General features: G+C 50.0%; 25 protein-coding genes. 10 read left to right on the forward strand and 15 right to left on the reverse strand.

The features are described from left to right. Positions 1 to 2: 2 nt before the first annotated feature. The 11 genes from HNR75_RS02530 to HNR75_RS02580 all read right to left on the reverse strand — a co-directional run bounded on the left by HNR75_RS02530 (position 3) and on the right by HNR75_RS02580 (position 8414). Complete coding sequence (locus HNR75_RS02530; RefSeq protein WP_246358710.1) at positions 3 to 635, reverse strand: phosphate propanoyltransferase; 633 nt, start codon at positions 633 to 635, stop codon at positions 3 to 5. Then, on the reverse strand, positions 632 to 1180 hold the full coding sequence (locus tag HNR75_RS02535; RefSeq protein WP_188025462.1) for a BMC domain-containing protein: 549 nt from the start codon (positions 1178 to 1180) through the stop codon (positions 632 to 634). Before HNR75_RS02535 ends, HNR75_RS02530 begins: the two co-directional genes overlap by 4 nt. Positions 1181 to 1213: 33 nt before the next feature. Next, positions 1214 to 1489, reverse strand: a complete 276-nt coding sequence (gene pduJ / locus HNR75_RS02540) for a propanediol utilization microcompartment protein PduJ (protein WP_188025463.1) — start codon at positions 1487 to 1489, stop codon at positions 1214 to 1216. 48 nt (positions 1490 to 1537) lie between these two features. Further along, on the reverse strand, positions 1538 to 1894 hold the full coding sequence (locus HNR75_RS02545; RefSeq protein ID WP_188025464.1) for a glycerol dehydratase reactivase beta/small subunit family protein: 357 nt from the start codon (positions 1892 to 1894) through the stop codon (positions 1538 to 1540). Continuing rightward, on the reverse strand, positions 1891 to 3717 hold the full coding sequence (locus HNR75_RS02550; protein WP_188025465.1) for a diol dehydratase reactivase subunit alpha: 1827 nt from the start codon (positions 3715 to 3717) through the stop codon (positions 1891 to 1893). Before HNR75_RS02550 ends, HNR75_RS02545 begins: the two co-directional genes overlap by 4 nt. 161 nt (positions 3718 to 3878) lie before the next feature. Then, positions 3879 to 4400, reverse strand: coding sequence for a propanediol dehydratase small subunit PduE (gene pduE / locus HNR75_RS02555; protein ID WP_188025466.1), 522 nt, complete (start codon positions 4398 to 4400; stop codon positions 3879 to 3881). A gap of 14 nt (positions 4401 to 4414) precedes the next feature. Beyond that, entirely contained in the window at positions 4415 to 5074 is a 660-nt protein-coding gene (locus HNR75_RS02560; RefSeq protein ID WP_188025467.1) for a propanediol/glycerol family dehydratase medium subunit, read from the reverse strand. Between the two features lie 12 nt (positions 5075 to 5086). Next, positions 5087 to 6751: a propanediol dehydratase large subunit PduC gene (gene pduC, locus HNR75_RS02565; protein ID WP_188025468.1), complete on the reverse strand. Its 1665-nt coding sequence runs from the start codon at positions 6749 to 6751 to the stop codon at positions 5087 to 5089. Positions 6752 to 6772: 21 nt separating this feature from the next. After that, positions 6773 to 7579, reverse strand: coding sequence for a propanediol utilization microcompartment protein PduB (pduB, locus tag HNR75_RS02570; protein ID WP_188025469.1), 807 nt, complete (start codon positions 7577 to 7579; stop codon positions 6773 to 6775). Continuing rightward, positions 7576 to 7860, reverse strand: a complete 285-nt coding sequence (gene pduA / locus HNR75_RS02575; protein ID WP_188025470.1) for a propanediol utilization microcompartment protein PduA — start codon at positions 7858 to 7860, stop codon at positions 7576 to 7578. Before pduA ends, pduB begins: the two co-directional genes overlap by 4 nt. Positions 7861 to 8168: 308 nt before the next feature. Then, positions 8169 to 8414, reverse strand: coding sequence for a hypothetical protein (locus HNR75_RS02580; RefSeq protein ID WP_188025471.1), 246 nt, complete (start codon positions 8412 to 8414; stop codon positions 8169 to 8171). Between the two features lie 71 nt (positions 8415 to 8485). Between HNR75_RS02580 and HNR75_RS02585 the strand changes: the two genes are divergently transcribed. Continuing rightward, complete coding sequence (locus tag HNR75_RS02585; RefSeq protein ID WP_188025472.1) at positions 8486 to 9319, forward strand: MIP/aquaporin family protein; 834 nt, start codon at positions 8486 to 8488, stop codon at positions 9317 to 9319. 238 nt (positions 9320 to 9557) lie between these two features. Next, positions 9558 to 10460, forward strand: coding sequence for a transcriptional regulator PocR (gene pocR / locus HNR75_RS02590; protein WP_188025473.1), 903 nt, complete (start codon positions 9558 to 9560; stop codon positions 10458 to 10460). Positions 10461 to 10509: 49 nt separating this feature from the next. Here pocR and HNR75_RS02595 read toward each other — a convergent pair whose 3' ends face one another. Next, complete coding sequence (locus tag HNR75_RS02595; protein WP_188025474.1) at positions 10510 to 11625, reverse strand: ABC transporter substrate-binding protein; 1116 nt, start codon at positions 11623 to 11625, stop codon at positions 10510 to 10512. A gap of 113 nt (positions 11626 to 11738) precedes the next feature. On the opposite strand from HNR75_RS02595, the gene HNR75_RS02600 reads away from it, so the two are divergent. The 7 genes from HNR75_RS02600 (at position 11739) to HNR75_RS02630 (ending at position 16770) form a co-directional block, all read left to right on the forward strand. Then, the gene (locus HNR75_RS02600) at positions 11739 to 12794 is read left to right on the forward strand and encodes a FecCD family ABC transporter permease (RefSeq protein WP_188025475.1); all 1056 of its coding nucleotides are present in this window, start codon (positions 11739 to 11741) and stop codon (positions 12792 to 12794) included. Beyond that, positions 12787 to 13566, forward strand: a complete 780-nt coding sequence (locus HNR75_RS02605; RefSeq protein ID WP_188025476.1) for an ABC transporter ATP-binding protein — start codon at positions 12787 to 12789, stop codon at positions 13564 to 13566. The genes HNR75_RS02600 and HNR75_RS02605 overlap by 8 nt, the downstream gene beginning before the upstream one ends. Positions 13567 to 13650: 84 nt before the next feature. Then, on the forward strand, positions 13651 to 14820 hold the full coding sequence (locus tag HNR75_RS02610) for an MFS transporter (protein WP_343043236.1): 1170 nt from the start codon (positions 13651 to 13653) through the stop codon (positions 14818 to 14820). A gap of 266 nt (positions 14821 to 15086) precedes the next feature. After that, a complete protein-coding gene (locus HNR75_RS02615; RefSeq protein WP_188025478.1) occupies positions 15087 to 15401 on the forward strand; it encodes a type II toxin-antitoxin system HigB family toxin in 315 nt (104 codons plus the stop codon). Further along, positions 15398 to 15826 (forward strand): helix-turn-helix domain-containing protein, encoded by a 429-nt coding sequence (locus HNR75_RS02620; RefSeq protein WP_188025479.1) that lies wholly within the window; start codon positions 15398 to 15400, stop codon positions 15824 to 15826. The genes HNR75_RS02615 and HNR75_RS02620 overlap by 4 nt, the downstream gene beginning before the upstream one ends. A gap of 150 nt (positions 15827 to 15976) precedes the next feature. Then, positions 15977 to 16273, forward strand: a complete 297-nt coding sequence (locus HNR75_RS02625; protein ID WP_188025480.1) for a type II toxin-antitoxin system TacA family antitoxin — start codon at positions 15977 to 15979, stop codon at positions 16271 to 16273. Then, positions 16273 to 16770, forward strand: coding sequence for a GNAT family N-acetyltransferase (locus HNR75_RS02630; RefSeq protein ID WP_188025481.1), 498 nt, complete (start codon positions 16273 to 16275; stop codon positions 16768 to 16770). Before HNR75_RS02625 ends, HNR75_RS02630 begins: the two co-directional genes overlap by 1 nt. A 166-nt stretch (positions 16771 to 16936) precedes the next feature. On the opposite strand, the gene HNR75_RS02635 is transcribed toward HNR75_RS02630, so the two are convergent. After that, a complete protein-coding gene (locus HNR75_RS02635) occupies positions 16937 to 17698 on the reverse strand; it encodes an SDR family NAD(P)-dependent oxidoreductase (protein ID WP_188025482.1) in 762 nt (253 codons plus the stop codon). Positions 17699 to 17896: 198 nt separating this feature from the next. On the opposite strand from HNR75_RS02635, the gene HNR75_RS02640 reads away from it, so the two are divergent. Continuing rightward, positions 17897 to 18856, forward strand: a complete 960-nt coding sequence (locus tag HNR75_RS02640) for a LysR family transcriptional regulator (RefSeq protein WP_188025483.1) — start codon at positions 17897 to 17899, stop codon at positions 18854 to 18856. Here the strand turns inward: HNR75_RS02640 and HNR75_RS02645 are convergent. Both HNR75_RS02645 and HNR75_RS02650 read right to left on the reverse strand, forming a co-directional pair. Continuing rightward, positions 18853 to 20031, reverse strand: a complete 1179-nt coding sequence (locus HNR75_RS02645) for an acetyl-CoA C-acetyltransferase (protein WP_188025484.1) — start codon at positions 20029 to 20031, stop codon at positions 18853 to 18855. The two genes, HNR75_RS02640 and HNR75_RS02645, sit on opposite strands and share 4 nt — an antisense overlap. A 93-nt stretch (positions 20032 to 20124) precedes the next feature. Beyond that, positions 20125 to 21108, reverse strand: a complete 984-nt coding sequence (locus HNR75_RS02650) for a SphA family protein (protein ID WP_188025485.1) — start codon at positions 21106 to 21108, stop codon at positions 20125 to 20127. Positions 21109 to 21121 lie beyond the last annotated feature (13 nt).

Raw genomic sequence — 21121 nt, forward strand, 5'->3', positions numbered from 1 at the left:
GTCTATTCCTTCACCAGCACGGCATAGGCTGCCGGGTTATCGATATCTGCCGCGTTCGCTTCATCGGTGTCGATGTGCATTTCCAGCGTCATCTCCGGAGATACCCGGATCGCGACATCGTCGAAAATGGTTTTTCGGCTGCTGCCATGAATCGCGACTTTGACCGAGTCACCGTGTTGTACGCCGTAGATCAGCGCATCCAGCGGCGACATATGGATGTGACGCAGCGCGACAATGACGCCCTGGTTCAGCGTGATTTCGCCGAACGGACTGATCAGTTTGATGCCCGGTGTATCACCTAATTTGCCGGATAAACGCAGCGGGGCAGTGACGCCTAATGTGCGGGCATCAGTGCGTGAAACTTCGATTTGGCTCTGACTGCGTAGCGGTCCGAGGATGCGCACGTTTTTCAGATGGCCTTTCGGACCGGCAATGGTAACTGTTTGCTCGGCGGCGTATTGTCCCGGCTGCTTCAGTTCTTTTTTGACTGCTAACGGTTGATCAGGAAACAAGACCTGATAGTCCGCCTGAGATAAATGCACATGACGATTGGAGACGCCCAGCGGGATCGGGCGCTGACGCAGTTCATCCAGGACATGGCAGACGGCAGTTCTGACGAGTTCTTTTTCCATCATGCGTGACCTCTTGCATGAATACATTTATTCCGTGGTTCGCCTTTCTGGCGCGGGCAAAGCGGGTCCTGACAAAGATTGCAGGTCGCCTGGCCTTCATAAGGAGCGGCTTCCGGTTCGGTCTCCTGCACCCCGGACTCACTGACTTCAGAAGCGGATTCAACCACTTCGGTGACAGTAAATGATGTCGCAGGCTGCACTTCAGCTTCTGGTTCAGATGCTGTAACGGGTTCAGCTACGGCTGCTGGTTCAGCCTGTGGTTGTTTGACAGGCGTAGTCGGTACCACCTGTTGCAGTAACTGTTCATTCGGACGGGCTAACAGTGCTTTGGCGACCAGTCCGCTATGTTTTTCAGCCAAAGCCGCGCCAGTACTCAGCGCAGCATTGACGGCAGCGACATCACCGGTGATTTTGATTGTCATCCAACCACCGCCTTTGGCTGTATCAATGCCAACCAACGTGACGGCCGCGGACTTCACCATGGCATCGGCGGTGTTGATCGCTAATGCCAGGCCGCTGACTTCTAATAATCCGAGTGATATTTTCACGTTGCACACCTCTTACTGGCTTGGCTCTTGGAGTTACAGGGATTTCGGTAAAATCGTTTCCACGTCGCTGTGCGGGCGAGGGATCACATGGCAGGACTGAACCTGACCCACGTTCTTCGCTGCGGCTGAACCGGCTTCTACCGCCGCTTTGACCGCACCGACATCACCCCGCACCATCACGGTGACCAGACCCGAACCGATTTTTTCGTATCCAACCAACTGTACGTTGGCCGATTTGACCATGGCATCAGCGGCTTCAATAGCAGCCACCAACCCCTTGGTTTCGACTAGTCCTAACGCGTTGTTCATTGCTTGCTCTCCTGTTTTGCTTGTTTCGCTTTGTGTTAACACATTGAATTACAATGATTTAAATGGTAATCCTTTCACCAGCCGGGCAGCGTTGTTGCCCAGACTCCGCAAGACATCCGTTTTTTGCTGCAGCGGCTGTGATAAACGGAATAACGGTGCTTCCGGCCGTAGATTTTTAAAGTGCACCACGATGTCATTGCGGGTGCAGGCCATACCGACCAGTAACGGGGAACGTTGCGCAGCGTCATAGGCCGCAGTGACTACGTCGCCGGACTCAGTCGGTTGCAGCAGAAACGGAATGCCTTCTTCTTCGATACCGTAAAACACCTGCTGCCAGAGTCCGGCATCACAGCCGGCCAGCAGGTGTACTAAAACGACGGGCAGCTCTTCATGCAGTGATTTCATGCTGGCAGCTCCCGCAGATAAGAGAGGATCAACCCGGTCGCTACGGCGTTACGCGGGCCTTCACAACCGCGGATATTGCCGCGGCCTGCTACCAGGTTGTAATGCGACAGGGCATCGGTCACCAGTTGCGGCACTTCAAAATCAAGGGCGGAACCACCGACCAGCACCACGAACGGGATATCGCGGATATTGCCGGTCGGGCTGACAAACTGCAGCGCGCGCAACGAGTTGGTGACAAATACGCGTTCTTTGGCGGAACGGCGAATATTGCGTACTTTTTCCAGCGCAAATTCGCCGGGCAGCGGGATAAATTTGCCTTCTTTCACCACCACCACGCGCGCGAATACGGCGGCGGGCAGGGGGCTATCAAAAAATTGCACTGTGCCGTCTTCATGGCGGATGTGGAACAGGCTTTCTACTTTCGCCAGTGGATATTTCTTGATGTCTTCCGCCAGATAGCGATCTTCCAGCCCCAGTTCGGAGGCGATGATCATGGTCACCATATCGCCGGCACCCGCGAGATGCGTGGCAACAATTTCCCCCTGCGGATTGATGATCGACGCATCGGTGGAACCGGCGCCCAGATCGAGAATCGCCATCGGTTTGGTGGTGCCGGGGGTGGTGAGGGCACCCAAAATCGCGGCTTCGGCTTCGGCGCCGCCGATCTGCACATTGATATGCAGTGTGTTATGGATCTCTTCGGCAATACGCGCCATCTGCAGATGATCGGATTTCACCATCGACGCGATGCCAACTGCCTGTTCCAGTGAGAATTCGCCGGCCAGACCGCCCTGAACATTGACCGGGACAAAGGTATCGACGGCCAGCAGATCCTGAATAAAGATCTCGCCGGAAGGCTTGTTGGTCAGCTCCGCCATAGTCTGACGCACGTTTTCCAACATACCGCCGATATTGGAGCCGGATTCGCCGGTGACGTTATCCAGCTGACGGCAGGTTTTTACCGCGAGCATGATTTTTTCGCTGCCTGATGCAACATCGACAGTCGTGGTGCGGCCATTGGCAAACAGCATCAGATGACCGGCCGGAATGGTACGGGCTTTGACATCGCCTTTCGGTGTTTTCACCACCACGGCAGAGCGGGTGCCGATCAGTGCGCGGGCCACCGGGACGATGTTGCGGGTTTCATCGGCAGATAAATTGAAGACAGTGGCAATGCCGTAGGGGTTGGACAGGGTACTGATCACCTGTCCGGGCATGGCGACTTCAACGGCGGCCAGCATACCCATTGGAATTCGGTCGATGTAACTGACTTCATCGACAATCGGAATTGGTTTTTCGAGACGGTTATTGACCAGAACACCGTCATCGCGTTGCAGGATCGCGGCTTCAATCTGATAACCGGCTTTCACTGCTGCGTTGATCATGCCGGCAATATCAGCAAAATCGAGCTGAGCCGGTGCAATAATAATGTAAGGTTCACTATTACTGCGGGAAAGCAGTTCATCGAAGGTAATGGTGATGCCGACACCTAACCCTAAACCGCCAGGGGTTTTCGGGTTGTGCCCAATCATGGTGGATTCGGTGATGATGGTTTCTGTAATAGTTTCCATCGCCACATCACCGATCACCGGGGTGGCCTCGTTAATGCGGATCAGACTCAGATCGCTTAACGAGAGCCCCGCGTTTTCCACCAGCAGGTTCAGTGCCTTGTAGATACCGAACAAATTGCGTTTGGTGCCCTTGATACCTGTGGTCTCCGTCAATGCACTGGCGATAAAGCGAAAATCACCGTTGGATTCCCGCCGTCCCAATGCCACTTCGGTTGAAGAGTTACCGATATCAACGCCTACAATGTATTCCATCACCTTACCCCGATTCGTTATCCCCGTCCCACTTGAAGTTGCAGCGGCGTTGGCTGCGTTCTTCGCCCCAATCACATAGTTTATCTATGCTCATGGGGTCTCATTCACTTGCCGCCTACCTGCAATTTCAATTGGTTAGGGTATAAGCATGCTAAAGATATTTAGTCATCGCCTTTGAGTTTCTTCCGCGACAGGTAGAGCTCGGCAGCTTCGCGCACGAATCCGGCACAGATTTTTGCGTTATATTTCTGTTCCAGTTCACTGGCGATCGTCATCAACTCGTCTTTGGAAGAACGGTAAGGGCGCAGTGCGTTATAGATCTCCAGCACACGCTCATCCGGTACCGCGGTCAGTTCTGCTGCACGTTCAAAATTGAGCGCCAGCAGTTCACGACCCGCGCTGCGGGCAATGTCGGCCTGAATGCGTAAAATCTCAGGAGTGATACGCATATCCTGCGGTGCAACCTTGCCGTTCAGCACGTTGTCCAGCGTGATGTCTTCCAGTGTTTTGTTGGTTGCCGTTTTTACCCAGTCAGGATGTTTATTCGCTAATGGATAATCGTGCACCGTAGCACCGCTTTTCGAGGCCGCAGCTGGCGCTGAAACCACAGGTGACGCACCTTGCAGGCTGTTCATCTTGCTCAACACATCACGAACCATGGATTCAATAGCTTCTGAATTCATTGTGTTTTCCTTTATTAAAGTGCGATCTGTAATTCCTGCGCGTTCTTACCGATCACCACGTGTTTGGTTTCCTTGATATGCAGTACCGCTGATTTGGCCTGATATTTCGGACGCGCCATCTGATCGTTCAGTGTTGGCACGGGTTGTGGTGATTCACCCTTGGCATATTTCGCCGCGTTCTTGCCGATCTGGCGGTAGGTTTCCAGCGTGATCAGCGGTGCCTGCGGGAACAGCTCCAGGTTGGACAATGGCGGTAAACCACGTTGATGGATCACGGTGGTACCTTTGGACTGAATGCCAATCGAGATACCGGAACCGCTCAGACGGTTACCTTCCACCGCAACAAACGCGACGTCGGAAGATTTGAAACTGCGGATCACCCGCGCTTTCAGACCTTCTTCTTCGATGCCGGCGATCACTTCGCGCAGAATGTTTTTATGCGGCACACCCACAATGTTGGTGGTCTGAGACAGACCGAAAGCAGGGCCGACAGCAATCACCACTTCATCGCGGCTGGTACCGGGTTTGGCTTCACCCACTTCTTTCAGAAAGCATTCACCGGAAACAGGCGCCGCAGCGGTTTGCTTAAAGGAGACGCTTTTGTCCTGTGTCTGCATGCCTTGCAGCACTTCTTCGATGATCTGACGTAATAGCTTTTCGTTAATATCAACCATGACACGTCTTCCTTATCCCAATTCGTTAGGGTCAAGCGCATTCGGGATGTTTTTGATTTCTTCCCAGCGTTCGCCTTCCAGACGGTAACCTGTGCCCGGACCGGCATAGTCATTGACATCGTTCACCGCAGACAGCACCTGGTTGTCACCGACGATAATGGCGGAGGTATGCAGGTAGTCGCCGGAGATCTTGGCTTTCTGGATGTTGAGCATGTCCTGCGCGACATCGGCAAAGCCGCCTTGCGCCAGCGCTTTCACTACTTCCAGACCGGTGCGGTTACGCTCAATGATTTCCTGCGCCGCTTTCAGATCTTCAACGATGTTGCGCTCCGGCATGTCTTTCGAGCCGTGTGCATAGGTTGCCGCTGTGACTTCTTCATCGGTGATCGCAGGTAAGCCCATACCGGCAAACACTGCCTGCAGGGCGCGTGCTGCCTTGTTACGCACTGCAACCACGTCTTCTTCACGCACCGGACGCAGACCACCGTCTACTTTCAGGTCGCGCTGAATGACGTTGTAATCGTCAAAGTCTTCGGCATCTTCGTTGGAACCCGCGAACATGTTGTCGTAGTTCGGCACGGCGGAATAACCGGACGAAATGAAGTCAGTACCCGGCAGGAACTGCATCAGCAGACGTGCGGTACGACGCATATCGGAGTGGGTGAAGGTCTGGTCGTTACTGGACGCACATTCCAAATCGATGGAAGAGCAGATCAGGTTTTCAGCCAGCACGGCACGGATACCAGACGGCACGGCAGAAGGAACGCCGATGCAGCTGACAGAACCGTTTTGCAGACCCTGTACACCCGCCGCTTTGGTGATGTAGATGCAACGTGCTTCCAGATACAGCATGGATTTGCCTTCGGCATAGCCCATCTGCACTTCAGAACCGGAGCCGGAGGTGAAACGCATTTTCAGACCGCGGGAAGCGTAAGAGGAAGCGAGGAAGCCTTTCGACCAAGGCGTATCGTCACCGTCGGTGAAGACAGGTTCAGTGCCGTACACAGAAATGGTTTCTGCGTAGCAGGTATGACCCAGCATCCCCAGTTTCAGTTCGGTGGCTTCTTCCAGCGAGCATTGGGTCAGTACGCCAGGGCGGCCAACCTGTGAACCTACCAGCAGCGCGATGGCGTTGAATGGCGCGTAACGGGCTACCGCAACGGTAGTTTCCTGTTCGTCAAAACCACGGAAAGCACCTTCGGCTGCATCAGCAGCGATCTGCACCGGGTTATCACGCACGTTGGTGACGTGAGCCTGCTGGGATGGGGTGCGGCGGGCGCGCATTTTCTGCATCGCCATCATCATTTCCACTACGTTCATGTGGGTCATGACTTCCACGATTTTGGCCGGCGTCATCGCGGTAGTGAGCGGGATGATGTCTTTGCGTGATACGTTCGGATCACACAGCATGTTCGCCAGTTTTTTGGAGTCCATGGCCATGACTTCTTCCGCACGTTTCAGATTGATACCGTAGCGGGCGATGAAATGGTCAATCAGATCAAACTGGGCTTTGGGTTTGCTATCCAGCTCAACGACTTCACCATTCACGATCTTGATGGATGGTTTCGGGTCGTTCGGGCTTTCCATGGCGATGAAGCCTTCTTCGATCCACTCTTTGACAAAGCCGTCCTGGTTAACCGGACGTTTTGCCAGTGCCTCAAATCTTTTCGATCTCATGAAAGAACCTCACTCACGTGCTCAGATGTAGGAAGGGCGGGTATTGGTCGGTTCATCACCCAGCGCGCCGAGTAAGGTCTTACCGATTTCACGGGCAGAAATCACTGCCTGACGTACCGCACCTGAATCACCGGAGACGATCAGAATGACTTCGTTACTGAAGCTGGTGCCATGAGCCGGAGAGCTGTAAGCCACGACATCGACATTGGCGGATTTCACCGCGGTATCGGCCATCAGCACACCGACAGAAGCGGGGGCTCCGACGATCACGCCGCAGGCTTTGCCGAGTGGGGCTCCGAAGGCTTTTTCCAGCGCATAACTGGCACGGGCACTGTATTGCAGTTCGATATGGCCCGCGTCGTTGGCATAGACATCACCAAAGGTGCGATCCAGTTCTTTCAGGGCGACTTCCACCGCGCGTTTCACGTCAGACACGTCTTCGCCACCGAAAACGATCAGAGAACCGTGACCGGCGCCGCCTTTGGTGTCGCGTGGCAGTTCGATGCTGACCACTTCGGTATTGGTACCTTTGACTGCTTCATCGGCCGCCATGATATGAGGGCCAGCACCGGTGCGGGCACCGAGAATACCGATGGAGCGATAACGTTTTTCCAGTTTCATTGCGTCGAGCAGTTGTTGATCAACGTTTGCGATAACCAGTCCGATGGTGTCGCCGATTGCGGTGCCCACGAATTCAGTTAAGCTGCAGGATTTTTCAGCCATTGTTGTGCCTCGTTGTGTTGTTTGCGGAGTCTTGGCCGCAGTTTGATCGCTGACTTTCGCCATCACCTGGGCCATGATTTGTTCGACCAGGTTGTCCTGACTCATTGGCTAATTCCTTTTGGCAGAATTTTTTCAACATCAGTGTGAGGGCGTGGAATAACGTGCGTCGCAACCACTTCACCGACATTCGCGGCGGCTGAGGCACCTGCGTCTGTCGCTGCTTTTACGGCACCGACATCGCCCCGAACGATCACGGTCACCAGACCGGAACCAATTTTTTCGTAACCCACCAACATGACATTGGCGGACTTGACCATGGTGTCTGCGGCTTCAATCGCCGCGGTTAATCCACGGGTTTCGACCATACCTAACGCTTCTTGTTGCATGTGATACCTCGACTTAATTTCTGGGAGAGCTGCAAAACGACTATACGAAGAAGCGATAAAAAAGAATGGCTGTCTTGAATTCTTAAATAAGGAAAAAATTAAGCTGTCATATAAAAAAATTGCTGTGCATATAACGAAAAGCACAGTAATGGCCTGGGTTTGGCGGGATATGACAATATGAATTTTTTAGAAAATGCATTTGCAACTTCAAAAAAAACAAGATGACAAATTATATTGAGATGTGTTATTCGCGAGAGTTTTGAAGCCCGGAAATAATGACCAAAAATAAGGAAAAACTGGCAATATTTTCAAGGAAAAGAACAGGAGAACATATAAGGTAATAAAAATGCGATGCCCATAGCAATATTTGCAGATGAAAAAGACAAAAAAGTCATATCGCCCAATTCGTCATAACCAGATGTCTTTATTAGAAAAAGGAAAATATTACTTCTGAAAAAGAACAATATTTTAATATCCCTCAACGATTTTTTACCTTCCGCCTGAACCAACACAACAATTATTTCCTCCGGTGCCTCTATATATTTATCTGGCATAAATCATGGCTTGTCGCGCGCTGTACCACGACCCCCATGACGACCATCTTAGGCTACGGAAAGGGACTGTTATGAATGATTCATTGAGAGCGCAATGTGTGGCCGAGTTTCTCGGAACCGGTTTGTTTATCTTTTTTGGTGCCAGTTGTTTATGTGCAGTGAAACTGGCTGGTGCAAGTTTTGGGTTATGGGAGATCTGTATTGTATGGGGGCTGGGGATCGCGCTGGCTGTTTATTTGACCGCTGCGGTATCTGGCGCGCATCTTAACCCGGCGGTGACGATCGCGCTTTGGCTGTTTGCCTGCTTTGATCGCAGCAAAGTTGTTCCCTATATCATTTCTCAGGTTGCCGGCGCCTTCTGCGGAGCGGCATTAACCTACGGCTTGTATCATAATCTGTTCGCTGATTACGAACAGGCGCATCAATTGGTGCGGGGGAGCGTGGATAGCCTGTATCTGGCCAGTATTTTCAGTACCTATCCATATCCGTCCATATCCGTACTCCAGGCATCACTGGTCGAAATCGTGATCACGTCGGTGCTGATGTGTCTGATCATGGCGCTGACCGATGATGGCAACGGTGTTCCGAAAGGTCCGCTGGCACCGTTGCTGATTGGGGTGCTTGTGGCGGTAATCGGTGCGGCGACAGCGCCGTTAACCGGATTCGCCATGAACCCTGCCCGTGATTTTGGTCCTAAATTGTTCACCTTTTTCGCAGGCTGGGGCAATGTCGCGCTGACAGGTGCCCGGGATATCCCTTATTTCCTGGTTCCTGTCCTGGCTCCGGTAGTTGGAGCCTGTCTGGGGGCGGCCGGTTATCGCTTCCTGATCGGGAAAAACCTGCCGTGTAATGTCTGTAGTGTAAACACAGATACTGCCACAGAAACAGACACGCCGACGATCTGATATCACTTCGTTTGAATCTGTATTTTTAAGGCTTTCAGGCAACTCTATCAACGAGTTGCCTGATTTTTATAATTATTGCCAATCAGATCACCGTTATAAAATTCGAACCATGATAGAAACTACCTCTGAAATTTTGAGATTAGAGTGAATCTCAGGTAATCCTGCCGGTGTTTTTGTATACACACGGATGAGATGCTACTCATCTTTCCCTTTAGAAAAACAAGCTGAGAGCTTTTTCATGACTTCTGCAAGTTCATTAGATTCCGAGCTGATCAACAAAATTGCCCTGGATTTTGCTAATGCCACCAGTCTTGCTGTCGTTATCGTAAATATCCATGGCGAAGAGATCTCGGAGCGTTTTAATTTCACCTCGTTCTGTCAGAAAATGCGGCAGGATCCGGAGCATTACTCCCGCTGCCGGATGAGTGATCGATGTGGCGGATTAGAAGCTTCCAAAGGCAATAAACCCTGCATCTACCGTTGTCATGCCGGACTGACCGATTTTTCCATTCCGCTCGTGATCACCGGCCATCTGGTGGGCTTTGTGCTGTGCGGACAGGTGAGGGTCATTAATGATCTGTCGCTGGAAAACATCCAGCAGGTTGATCAGCAATGGCAGGCAGATCAGGAACTGATGCAGGAATATCAGAATATTCCTCTGGTGGATTATTCAAAGGTGATGGCCTCTGCCGACCTGTTAAAACTCATTGTCGATAACTGTATTAAAAAGAATCTGAATTTTATTGTTATTAATGATGCCAAAGAGACACCGGTTGCGTCGAAAAACCGGATTCAGCAGCCCCACGACAACAAGATCAAAAAAGCGTTGCGTTACATTGATACGCATTTCTCTGAAGATCTGAGACTGGAAGATGTTGCCGCGCATGTATATCTCAGCCCGTATTACTTCAGTAAATTATTCAAAAAATATCAGGGAATTGGTTTTAACGCCTATCTGAATCAGCAGCGGATGATTAATGCCAAACAAATGCTGCAGCACAGCGACTGGTCAATTGCCAGTATTGCGAAAAATCTGGGTTATTCGCAGACCAGTTATTTCTGCAAGGTTTTCCGGCAGACCTATCAGGTAACACCACAGATGTACCGCGATACATTAATGAGTGATGATCTGGTGGGTTAAGTGGTTCATGCTCCGCTCATCATGACTGAACGGAGCATGAATTGGAGAGTTACAGATTATCCTTCACGCCCAGCATAAAAGTGCCATGCGGACGGATCGGCAGGTATTGTTCGTAAAACTTCAGATAGGTTGCTTGCGGATCCAGATCCTGGAATAAATCCGGATAGAGTGTCTTGGCGACATACTGAATCAGCGCGGCATCCATGATGCTACGGGTTGCGCCATGATAAACCGCATAGACCCGCTGATTCTTCACTGCAGGCAAGTCAGACCAGCCGGCACGCTGAATAAAGCCCTGCAAGCGTTGTTGCACATTAGCTACGGTGATGTCCTGACCAACCTGCATCGCCGTTGGGCTGACCACACTTTCATACCCGGCAATCAGAATCACTTCAGGTTTGCTGGCCAGTAATTGCTCCGGATGAATGGTTCCCCAGCTTTCGACGAAGGGGGCGGCTACGTTATTGCCACCGGCCAGCTCCGCCATCGCGCCCCACATATTTTTGCCGTAGGTGTAGCTGTATTCTGCCGGGCCTTTATCACCGAGTTCGATATAAATGCGCGGTTTGGGAAGATTGGCGGCTGTGATCCGTTCGGTGATGGTATGAATAACGTGCTCATAGGCATGAGCAATTTTATTTGCCCGTTCATTTTCTCCGGTAACCTGACCGAGAATGCGAGTGCTGGCCAAGTGACGTTCCAGCGTCTGCGCGTTGTAATCAATGACCACCATCGGGATTTTGGCCTGTTCCAGACGAGCTAATTCTGAGCCAAGCGCTTTGTATTGCCAGTCAGCCAGAACGACGACATCCGGTTTGCTGGCTAAGACTTTTTCCATCGAGAAAGTTTGATCCTGGACGTTACCAACATTCGGGATCTGCGCCAGTTGCGGTTTGCTGGCCACATACATATCCCAAATGGCCGGACGGGATTTCATAAACCATCCGCTGGAAATACCGGCGAGCCGATCAAAGGATTTTTCACCGCCGATCGCAAAATAATCTTCAATATAAAAGCCGAGCAATACCCGTTTTGCCGGAGCATCAATAGTTACTTTTCGCCCCAGAACATCTTCTATTTCTACCTGTTTTGCCATGGCGATCTTGGTAGTCAAAGCCAGTAGTACGATAGCCGTGAATTTTGTGTAACGACCTAACCAGTTCATAACATTCCTTTTTCGTTCAACTTTAATAATGGTAACCATTATCAATATCATCATCAAGGTATATACTGCGTCATCTCATCCGTTACAGAAATTCAGATCTACGGGGTTTTTTCATGTTAAATGCAGCTGCACATGAGGCAGTAGTAGTTCGGCAGCGTCAGCGAGAGGCGCGCCGGTGGCAGTTTTTGATGATTTTTATTGTCCTGATCGCGTGCAGTATTTTGTTCGATATTGCCACCGGTCCTTCCTTGTTGCCGGTTTCGGATGTTGTACATGCGCTTTTTCAGCCGGGCACCGCCGAGCCAATGACCAAAACCATTGTGTATGAAATGCGTCTGCCGATAGCTTTGATGGCGCTGGTTGTCGGCGCTGCGTTGGGGTTAGGCGGTGTGCAAATGCAAACCTTGCTGGATAACCCGCTGGCGAGCCCTTTTACACTGGGGCTGGCTGCGGCTGCCGGATTTGGCGCGGCATTGGCTTTAGTGACCAGCAGTTCGTTCGGTATTGTCTCGCTGCTGGCAATTCCTGCCGGTGCCTTTATTTTCAGTATGCTGGCGGCCAGTTTGTTGTTTGGTCTTGCGCTGATGCGTCGCATCAACAGCCAGACCATCATCTTGGCTGGTATTGCATTACTGTTCCTGTTTCAGTCGCTGTTGTCACTGCTGCAGTTCATTTCGTCACCGGAGTTAAACCAACAGATTGTCTTCTGGCTGTTTGGTAGCTTGATGCGCACCACATGGGATTCGTTGCTCATTACGGCCGTCGTGACACTGGTGTGTGCGGTGCTTTTATATCGTGATGCCTGGAAGCTGACGTGTTTACGTTTAGGGGAGGCAAGAGCCCTCAGTCTGGGGGTGAATATCAATCGGTTGCGGATAAAAACATTGGTGCTGGTTGCACTGATGACCTCCACGGCGATCAGTTTTGTCGGTGTTATCGGTTTTGTCGGTTTGGTTGCTCCGCATATCGGTCGGATGCTGATTGGTGAAGATCAGCGCTATCTGATCCCGTTATCGGCACTGTGTGGCGCGTTGCTGCTGTCGGTTTCGTCGGTCATTTCAAAATCCATTATTCCCGGCGCGTTATTTCCGATAGGGATTGTCACGGCGATTATCGGTGTCCCGTTTTTCATCTGGTTGATTCTGGGGCGAGGGCGCAGACATGCTTGAATTGCATCAACTATCGGTGACGATTGGCTCGCAGCCATTAGTGAGGGATCTCAGTTTGCAACTGAAGCCCGGACAGTTGCATGTCATCATCGGCCCGAACGGCACTGGCAAAACCAGTCTGCTGCGCACCTTGTTTGGCGAATTGCCGTTACAGAGTGGCGATCTTCGATTTAACCAAAAAAGTCGCGCGGAAATGCCAATAACACAGTGGCGCCAGCTATTTGGTTATATGCCGCAGAACACACAATCTGATCTGGAACTCAGCGTTCTGGAAGTGGTGGTGCTTGGCCGGCTGGAGCGGCTGAAACTACGTTTATCCGATGAAGATCTACGGGCTGCACTTGCAGCATTGGCTGATTTGGGCATTACGCATCTGGCCGATCGTCCGATGAATTCCCTGAGTGGCGGACAACGCCAGATGGTGTTGTTTGCGCAGGTGTTACTGCGTGAGCCGAAAATGATGATGCTGGATGAGCCGGTCAGTGCGCTCGATCTGCAACATCAAATGCAATTAATGGAACATCTGCATGCCAAAACCCGCGCGAATGATTGGGTCACTCTCGTGGTATTACACGATTTGAATCTGGCGGCGCAGTTTGCAGATCAGTTGATCGTGTTGGCCGACGGGCAGCTACAGGCTTTTGGTCATCCCAGGGAAGTACTGGATGCCGCGCTGATTTCCCGACTCTATCAGGTACCTGTCGAACTTTATCATGACCGTGACGGGTTACCTTATATCCGCACAGTCAGACGAGCCGGCCAGATAGCCTGACCGATGCTCTCATTCAAATTAGCGATACCACTCAAATCAGTGATTAATAGCTGGTGTAGTTTAAGCCCTGCGGCGCGGCTGTTAGTGACCAATGGCCTTGCGTTCAATCTGGGCTTCTACATGATGTTGCCTTATCTGGCGCATCATCTGGGTAGCACGCTGGGCCTAACCGGTTGGATCACGGGCCTGATCCTGGGAATACGGGTATTCAGCCAGCAAGGGTTGTTTTTGCTGGGCGGAACGCTGGGTGATCGGCTTGGCTACCGTCCGGCGATCCTTGGCGGCTGCCTGATCCGTGCATTTGGTTTTGCCTTGCTCGGCTGGGCCGATTCGGTGCCGGTGCTGATTGTGGCGGCATTCCTGACCGGCTTTGCCGGGGCGTTGTTTACGCCCTGTGCACAGGCTTATCTGGCCGCGGAGTGTCGAGACGCCGAACAAAGGCATCAGGCGTTTGCGTTACATAATCTGGCGAGTGAAGCCGGCATGTTGCTGGGGCCGCTGGCGGGTTTATGGCTGACGAACCTGAGCTATGCGGCGACAGGGTGCATCTCCGGCAGCATTTTTTTACTGCTGACCGTATTGCAGTGGCGTTATCTGCCCAAAGCGGTGTTAGCCAGCAAATCAGCGCCCATCAGCGTGCTGACGCAATGGCATTCGATCTGGCTGAACCGTCCGTTTTTGCGTTTTACCCTGTGTGCGGCAGCATACCCCATCCTGTTCCATCAACTCTATCTGGCGATCCCGGCCTATATCCAGAGTGCACATCAACCCGCCAGCCTGCTCAGTTCGGTATTTGTCATCACCGCACTGATTGGCGTGGTGTTGCAGTTGTCTGTAACGCATTGGGTAAAAACGAAGCTAGGCACTCCGCGCGCGATCGGAATCGGTCTTGTCTGCATGGGTGGCAGCTATGTGACGATGCTCTATTTAGCGGAAATGCCAGTGATGGCGGTAACGTTACAGGCGGTGCTGTTTTCTTTCGGTTCGATTCTCTGTTATCCGCTGTTTTCTGTTCGGCTACCGCATTATGCCGGCGACGGACAACTCGGCTGCTATTACGGCTTTTACGCCAGTTTTGGCGGTTGCGTGGCTTTGCTGAGCAATATTGTGGTCGGCCGGATGCTGGGCAATGTCGGCACTAAGCCGCCGGAAATACTCTGGTATGTGTTGATTGGCGTCGGCGTTTTGTCCGGCTGGTTGTTATACCGTCAATTATTGTCTGAAGATAAGCAATATGAATCGAGGGCTGGTTGAATTCATTTGTGGGAGAGGAATAAAGTCTCACATGGGGCTTTTATTTTGCTGTCACATTTGACACCATAAGTTCAAGCAAATCTCTACTGTAGATTAAGGGGCAAGGTAGTAGTTTTGACAATACAATTTCCTTTATTGTGCCTGAAACAGACGGGTTATACGGAATATATCCGTTTAATGAATTGTTAGACTAAAGAAATTCACCACTTGTGAACATAACAAATTACTGCTAAAGTTTACATATAGTGAACTTATGAGATCTGCTTGTGCATGTAATTTCCAGAAAGCCGTTTAATGATGCGGTTAAACTTTATCCTAACGATGCAACCGCCATTGAAGCTGCTTATAAAGTGCTGCGAAATGGTAACTTTGACGACCCACTTGAGTTAAAAGCTGTTTTCCCAAGCCTTGATAACTTCAAATACAAGAAAAAATGGTGGGTAATTGACATCGGTGGCAATAACCTGCGCATGATCGCTTTCATTGAGTTCCGAGATAACCGCATGTACGTCAAACACATCGTGACGCATGCTGAATACGATAAACTTTGCAAAAAATACGCTAAGGAGTCTGAACAATGAGCTTCTTACAAGTGAAAGAACAGGCCCGGTCATTATTCTCCAATGCCAGTTTCCTTGTTCACATCAGCAACAATGAAGAATACGAACAAGCCCTCTCCTTTATGGAGGAGCTAATTGAAGAATACGATCTCTATGAGCCGCTCATTGAGTTACTTTCTGCGTCAATTGAACGCTGGGAAAATAATGCACCTGAATTTGCCGAGTTCAATCGCAAGGTGGCAGCGCTGGACAGCAGCGCAGCGGTATTGCGAATACTAATGGATCAATACGATTTAAAAACCGATGATTTTAAAAATGAAATTGGTGGTAAAAGCATGGTCTCGATGATCCTCGGTGGCACACGAAAACTTTCTAAAGACCATATTCAGGCGTTATGCGATCGTTTCAAAATCAGTCCTGCGCTATTTTTCAATCGGCCAAACTGACAAGTCAAAAGCAAAAGCGTCTAACAAATTTTAATGTCGGATGGCACTACGTGCCACCGCATAAAACGAAGTTATGCTCCTTTCAAACTAGATTTTGTTTGTTCATTGTACTAACATTAAGTTGTTCATTTTTTGTTAATTGAGATAATCATGGCCAGCTCTGCATCTTCTGTTTCACGAACTTCACGTTCTGCTCGTCTCGGGCTTCGGGCTACGCCTGAGCAAGAAGCAGTGCTACGTCGTGCAGCGGATATTTCGCACAAATCATTAACTGATTTCATTCTTGATAGTGCATGTCATGCTGCTGAACAGACGCTACTTGATCAACGTTTGTTCGTAGTTTCTGGTGAACAATATCAAGACTTGCTGGATATGCTTGATCAACCGGCTCAAGAAAATCAGGGGTTACAAGACCTTTTCTCCCGCACAGCTCCTTGGGATAAATAATGTCTATTTCGAAACCAGAGGTGTTACATGAAAAACACCTTCTTGAACAATTTGATTGTGGCACTCCTGCACTGAATGAATGGCTTTTACGTCATGCCAGACAAGCCCAATCCAGCGGTTCGGCTAAAACTTTTGTCGTTTGCGAAGGCAATGTGGTTGTGGGTTATTTTAGTCTCACTGTAGGACAAGTAGAAACCTATGATGCGCCTGAGCGAATTCGCCGTGGCATGGGACAATATCCTATTCCTGTCGTTATTCTGGCTCGGTTGGCGGTATCAAAAATGCACCAAGGCTCAGGGATTGGCATCGGTATGCTGCAAGATGCCATCCGACGCACCATGATGATTTCGGAGCAAGTCGGCATCAGAGCTTTATTGACTCATCCTATTGATGAACTGGCATCTAAATTTTACGAGCGATTTGGCTTTATTTCATCGCCAGTGAGAGAAAGACAACTGGTGTTATTGCTTAAAGACGCACGAAAGCTAATTCGTTAATCATTCAAGATCTGCGTTTGGCATAACAAAAACTTAAATTTGGACGGCGCAGGCCAAGAGCCATACTGTTATCCAAATTCCGACATTCTCATCAGTTCTCTGAATAATCATCAGCCATGCAGTGCACCACTGATGATTATCCGCATAAAAGACAAACCGCTTCGTATTAATAAAGCGATGTACCGTGGTCGACATATAGAATTTGCCCGGTGATCGCTTTTGACGCATCGCTGGCAAAAAACAGAATGGCTTCCGCTTGGTCTTCTGCCGATGCCGTAGGTAACGTCACGTCGATATGTTTAGCACATAAACTCGCAAATTCACCGTGGAAGGTTTTTATTTGTTCCGGTGTATTCAGGGGGGTGGGGGTTGGCCCCGGAGCGACGGCGTTACAGCGGATTGCGGTCGAGGCGTATTGTAAGGCGATGTTTTTGGTCATGGCATTGACGGCTGATTTTGCGGCACTATAGGCGATGCCTGCAACACCCTGACTGCCGATGGACGATATATTCACGATTGAGCCGGCACCACGGTGTTCCATATATTTCAGTGCGTATTTGGTCATGTAATAGACAGAATACTGGTCTATTTTACACACGGTGTCATACCAGGTTTCGCTGCATTCCGTAATGGGCATGTGTTTGTCTGCAATGCCCGCATTGTTTACCAACACATCGATCCGGTCATATTTCTTGATCGTTTCGGCAATGACTTTTTCACACTCCTGCGCAACCGACACGTCGGCCTGAATGGCAATAATTTCGCCTCCTTTGGCGGTAATTTCATCGACAACTTTCTGGTTTTCCTCGGCTCTTCGGCCGGAAATAATAACTTTAGCGCCTTCGCGGCAGAATAATTCAGCGGTTGCCTTTCCGATGCCTGAGTTACCCCCAGTGATAATGATTACTTTATTTTCTAATCTTTTCATTTTGATTCTCCAGACAATAAAAATTACGAGACTTAGAAAAAGTAACATCGGTATTTTTACGCCGGAAATTCCTTTTTTATTTTTGGTTATACAATTTGGGCATGACCAAATCTGTCGCTTCTCTTTGAAGGCATTCACAAATTGATTTTTCTTGCTTTGATATAGTGCATATCGTTTCTCACCGCATCGGGTTTTGATATGAAGCTACAGTTGTTATATGAGTTCGTGACGCTCTGTGAAATGCTGAATTTCACGAAGGCAGCCCAGAGGATGAACATTACACAGCCTGTATTAAGTCGTCATATGAAAACCCTGGAAGAGCATTTTGGTGCCGAGTTATTTAAACGGGATACGCATGTCGTTGACTTGACCAGCAGTGGTCATCTCCTGCTGGATGAAGCCAGAAAGATCATTCTGCAATATGAAAACTCGCTCGATGTGATGAGCAAATTTACGGGTAAGAGTAAGAAAAAGCTGAAGATTGCCTTTTTGGGCGAGGCGGTTCAGCAGGTGCTGGTCGACTTTTTAGCTGAATTTAATGTGGATTTTCCGGAGGTCGTCATTGATTGCCGCGATAGTGAGCTGGATGAGGCGTTAAGTTATCTGGAAGATCTGAGCTATGATTTTGGCTTTTTAATCCGGCCTAATTTTGTCGAAAACGAGTTATTTGAAGATTTATATATCCAATCGGACACCATCGGTGTCGCGGTAAATAAACGTCATCCGCTGGCGCAACAAAAAGTCGTTTCATTAAATGAAGTTGAAAACTGGCCTATCATTCGTGTCGATCCAGGCAGCTTTGTTTTATCGCACCAATTCAGTACCGAGTTTCTCGACCGCTACCAAATTCCTTATCGTGTAGAAAAAGAATATCCGAACCTGAAAACCTGTTGTTTTAATCTTGAATTTAATCATCGTGCCGTGCTGTTAATGCCAAGACACCGGAGTTATCTGTTGAGTGAAAATTGTGTTCTCTTAGATATTAAAGAAGATAAATATTGGTTTGATCTGGAACTGGTCTGGGACGCTAAAAACAGAAATCCTTGTGTGCCATTATTTCTGCGGCAATTTAGAAAATTTTTACAACACAGAAATGCTAATTATGCTGTCTCATTCAAATCAAAAGACAGTATAACCAGCACTCTGGATTATGCTTAAATTCTTTCTACGATCATCGCGACGCCCTGACCGCCACCGACACACAATGTGGCCAGACCCAGCGTTTTGTTTTTCGCACTCAGGGCATGTAACAGCGTCACGAGAATGCGAGTGCCGGAAGCGCCGATTGGATGGCCCAGTGCAATGGCGCCGCCGTTGATGTTTGTTTTTTCCAAATCGAACTTGAGCTCACGCCCAACCGCGATAAATTGCGAGGCAAACGCTTCATTGGCTTCGATCAGATCAATATCCGCCATGGATAAACCGGCTCGTTTCAAGGCAATTTGTGTTGCTGGAACCGGGCCGATGCCCATCAAGGCCGGATCGACACCGCTGGTTGCAAAGCTGCGAATTCTGGCAAGTATTGGAACCGCCAAGGCTTTTGCCCGTTCTTCCGTCATGATCACAAGTGCCGCAGCACCATCGTTGATGCCGGATGCATTCCCGGCGGTGACGGTACCATCTTCAGAAAAAGCAGGATTCAGCTTGGCCAATTGCGCCATTGATGCATCCTGACGCACAAACTCATCCGTCGAAAAGACCGAATCGCCTTTTTTGCTGCGCAGGGTAACGGGCAAAATTTCTTTTTCAAACGCATGTGATTGAATCGCAGCCTGGGCCCGTTGCTGAGAGAGCAGGGCTATTTCATCTTGCTCACTTCTGCTGATACCGTATTTCTGCGCCACATTTTCTGCCGTAATGCCCATGTGATAATGGTTTACGGCACAAAACAAACCGTCATGAATCAGACAGTCCTTCACGTTTTGCTCGCCCATACGGTAGCCCCAACGCGCTTTATCCAATACATAAGGCGCAGCAGACATATTTTCCATGCCACCCGCCAGCACAATATTGGCATTACCGGCGGCAATACTTTGCGCGGAGTAAATAATACTTTGCAGTCCGGAGCCACACACCATATTGACGGTGGTGGCCGGTGTGGAATCAGGAATGCTGGCTTTCAGTAATGCCTGCCGTGCCGGATTCTGGCCCAGACCGGCTTGTAAAACGTTGCCGAAATTGACTTCGTTAATATCGTCTGCGGATATTTGCGCACGACGGATGGCTTCTTGCATCACCAAAGCACCTAGTTCAGTGGCTGGAATACTGCCAAGACTGCCACCGAATTTCCCGATTGCAGTACGAACAGCACTCGTAATCACAAGTGATGACATATAAAACTCCTTTTTATAAGTTGAGTGATCCCAAAGCCGACGGAATCCGACGGCTTCAGGTTTTGCTAGTAATGGAATATCCGGAGCAGGTCGTCAGCGAAGCGGCATGCTGATACCCAGGTGGATGAATGACACATCCGCGTCGTTTCTGGCCCGCAGAGAAACCAGCAGGCGACTGGTTAACGAAAATGAACCGAAGTCATAGCCGAGGAGAGGGCCGGCAAGAATGTGTTCGCTCTTGTTGCCAGAACCAGATAACCCATCCACAGCGGCGACCGAGACACCGTTCACCTCATCATCCGTAATTTGCTTGGTGTAATTGCCGATCAAACCCACGGTGAAGTGATCGATGCGCCGGGTCGCGCTGGCATCGAGGTAATAAGTCATACCGGATTGATAATCCGTGGTGTGATTGGTCGTGTTGTAGTCGAGCATATTATTGAGCGTTAATGTCCATTGCTCACCCATGCGCGTCACGGCGAAAGCCGGCTCGAATGTCCAGTAATCATTGCCGATGGCTTTTGCGTTTTTCACATTACGACCGGCTGCCGCGTTGTAGTCGTAACTGAAATCACCGTTATCCGCGTAGATGGTCAGCCCGGTCGAGATGAAATAACCATTCTTGAGATCCCAGGAAAGGATCACCGGTGTGATCGCGGTATTGACTATGCCCTGACTATCGACTGTGGTTGAGCCGTCCGTCGTCGTGAATTCGGTGCTGGCCCATTTATAGGGTTGGGCAATGGCCGCCGCATAACGCGCACCGAACAGTTCTTTATCGGTTACCCAGGTGAGTGCGATGACACTACTGACATTGGATGCTTCGATCTGTTTGCCATCCGGTGTAGTTGCTGTGTCTCCTTCATTATTTTTAAGTTTGCCGCCTTCATAATCGGCATCCATCATGAGATAGAAACCAGGGGGTGGCAGCGCCCCGGCCGGCGCCCCGGTAGTTGCGCCGGGCTGGAGGGGACTGATCCCCTCCGCAGCATAAACCTGTGGTGCCAGACAACAGCAAGCCAATGCCACAAGGCTGTACGACGGTGTTTTACATACTGTTTTGATAAATGAAGCCATGTTTTATTCCTCC

Origin of the sequence: Tolumonas osonensis (genome assembly GCF_014202415.1) — a bacterium.
GTDB lineage: Bacteria > Pseudomonadota > Gammaproteobacteria > Enterobacterales > Aeromonadaceae > Tolumonas > Tolumonas osonensis.

What these genes read in the sequence shown, in the direction of transcription:
- HNR75_RS02625 (WP_188025480.1), top strand. Translation starts at nt 15,977, where the DNA reads ATGGCCAGCTCTGCATCTTCTGTTTCACGAACTTCACGTTCTGCTCGT.
- HNR75_RS02645 (WP_188025484.1), bottom strand. Translation starts at nt 20,031, where the DNA reads ATGTCATCACTTGTGATTACGAGTGCTGTTCGTACTGCAATCGGGAAA.
- HNR75_RS02620 (WP_188025479.1), top strand. Translation starts at nt 15,398, where the DNA reads ATGAGCTTCTTACAAGTGAAAGAACAGGCCCGGTCATTATTCTCCAAT.
- pduA (WP_188025470.1), bottom strand. Translation starts at nt 7,860, where the DNA reads ATGCAACAAGAAGCGTTAGGTATGGTCGAAACCCGTGGATTAACCGCG.
- pduB (WP_188025469.1), bottom strand. Translation starts at nt 7,579, where the DNA reads ATGAGTCAGGACAACCTGGTCGAACAAATCATGGCCCAGGTGATGGCG.
- HNR75_RS02635 (WP_188025482.1), bottom strand. Translation starts at nt 17,698, where the DNA reads ATGAAAAGATTAGAAAATAAAGTAATCATTATCACTGGGGGTAACTCA.
- HNR75_RS02600 (WP_188025475.1), top strand. Translation starts at nt 11,739, where the DNA reads ATGTTAAATGCAGCTGCACATGAGGCAGTAGTAGTTCGGCAGCGTCAG.
- HNR75_RS02650 (WP_188025485.1), bottom strand. Translation starts at nt 21,108, where the DNA reads ATGGCTTCATTTATCAAAACAGTATGTAAAACACCGTCGTACAGCCTT.
- HNR75_RS02630 (WP_188025481.1), top strand. Translation starts at nt 16,273, where the DNA reads ATGTCTATTTCGAAACCAGAGGTGTTACATGAAAAACACCTTCTTGAA.
- HNR75_RS02530 (WP_246358710.1), bottom strand. Translation starts at nt 635, where the DNA reads ATGATGGAAAAAGAACTCGTCAGAACTGCCGTCTGCCATGTCCTGGAT.
- pduJ (WP_188025463.1), bottom strand. Translation starts at nt 1,489, where the DNA reads ATGAACAACGCGTTAGGACTAGTCGAAACCAAGGGGTTGGTGGCTGCT.
- HNR75_RS02585 (WP_188025472.1), top strand. Translation starts at nt 8,486, where the DNA reads ATGAATGATTCATTGAGAGCGCAATGTGTGGCCGAGTTTCTCGGAACC.
- pduE (WP_188025466.1), bottom strand. Translation starts at nt 4,400, where the DNA reads ATGAATTCAGAAGCTATTGAATCCATGGTTCGTGATGTGTTGAGCAAG.
- HNR75_RS02580 (WP_188025471.1), bottom strand. Translation starts at nt 8,414, where the DNA reads ATGCCAGATAAATATATAGAGGCACCGGAGGAAATAATTGTTGTGTTG.
- pduC (WP_188025468.1), bottom strand. Translation starts at nt 6,751, where the DNA reads ATGAGATCGAAAAGATTTGAGGCACTGGCAAAACGTCCGGTTAACCAG.
- HNR75_RS02545 (WP_188025464.1), bottom strand. Translation starts at nt 1,894, where the DNA reads ATGAAATCACTGCATGAAGAGCTGCCCGTCGTTTTAGTACACCTGCTG.
- HNR75_RS02550 (WP_188025465.1), bottom strand. Translation starts at nt 3,717, where the DNA reads ATGGAATACATTGTAGGCGTTGATATCGGTAACTCTTCAACCGAAGTG.
- HNR75_RS02605 (WP_188025476.1), top strand. Translation starts at nt 12,787, where the DNA reads ATGCTTGAATTGCATCAACTATCGGTGACGATTGGCTCGCAGCCATTA.
- HNR75_RS02595 (WP_188025474.1), bottom strand. Translation starts at nt 11,625, where the DNA reads ATGAACTGGTTAGGTCGTTACACAAAATTCACGGCTATCGTACTACTG.
- HNR75_RS02640 (WP_188025483.1), top strand. Translation starts at nt 17,897, where the DNA reads ATGAAGCTACAGTTGTTATATGAGTTCGTGACGCTCTGTGAAATGCTG.
- pocR (WP_188025473.1), top strand. Translation starts at nt 9,558, where the DNA reads ATGACTTCTGCAAGTTCATTAGATTCCGAGCTGATCAACAAAATTGCC.
- HNR75_RS02560 (WP_188025467.1), bottom strand. Translation starts at nt 5,074, where the DNA reads ATGGTTGATATTAACGAAAAGCTATTACGTCAGATCATCGAAGAAGTG.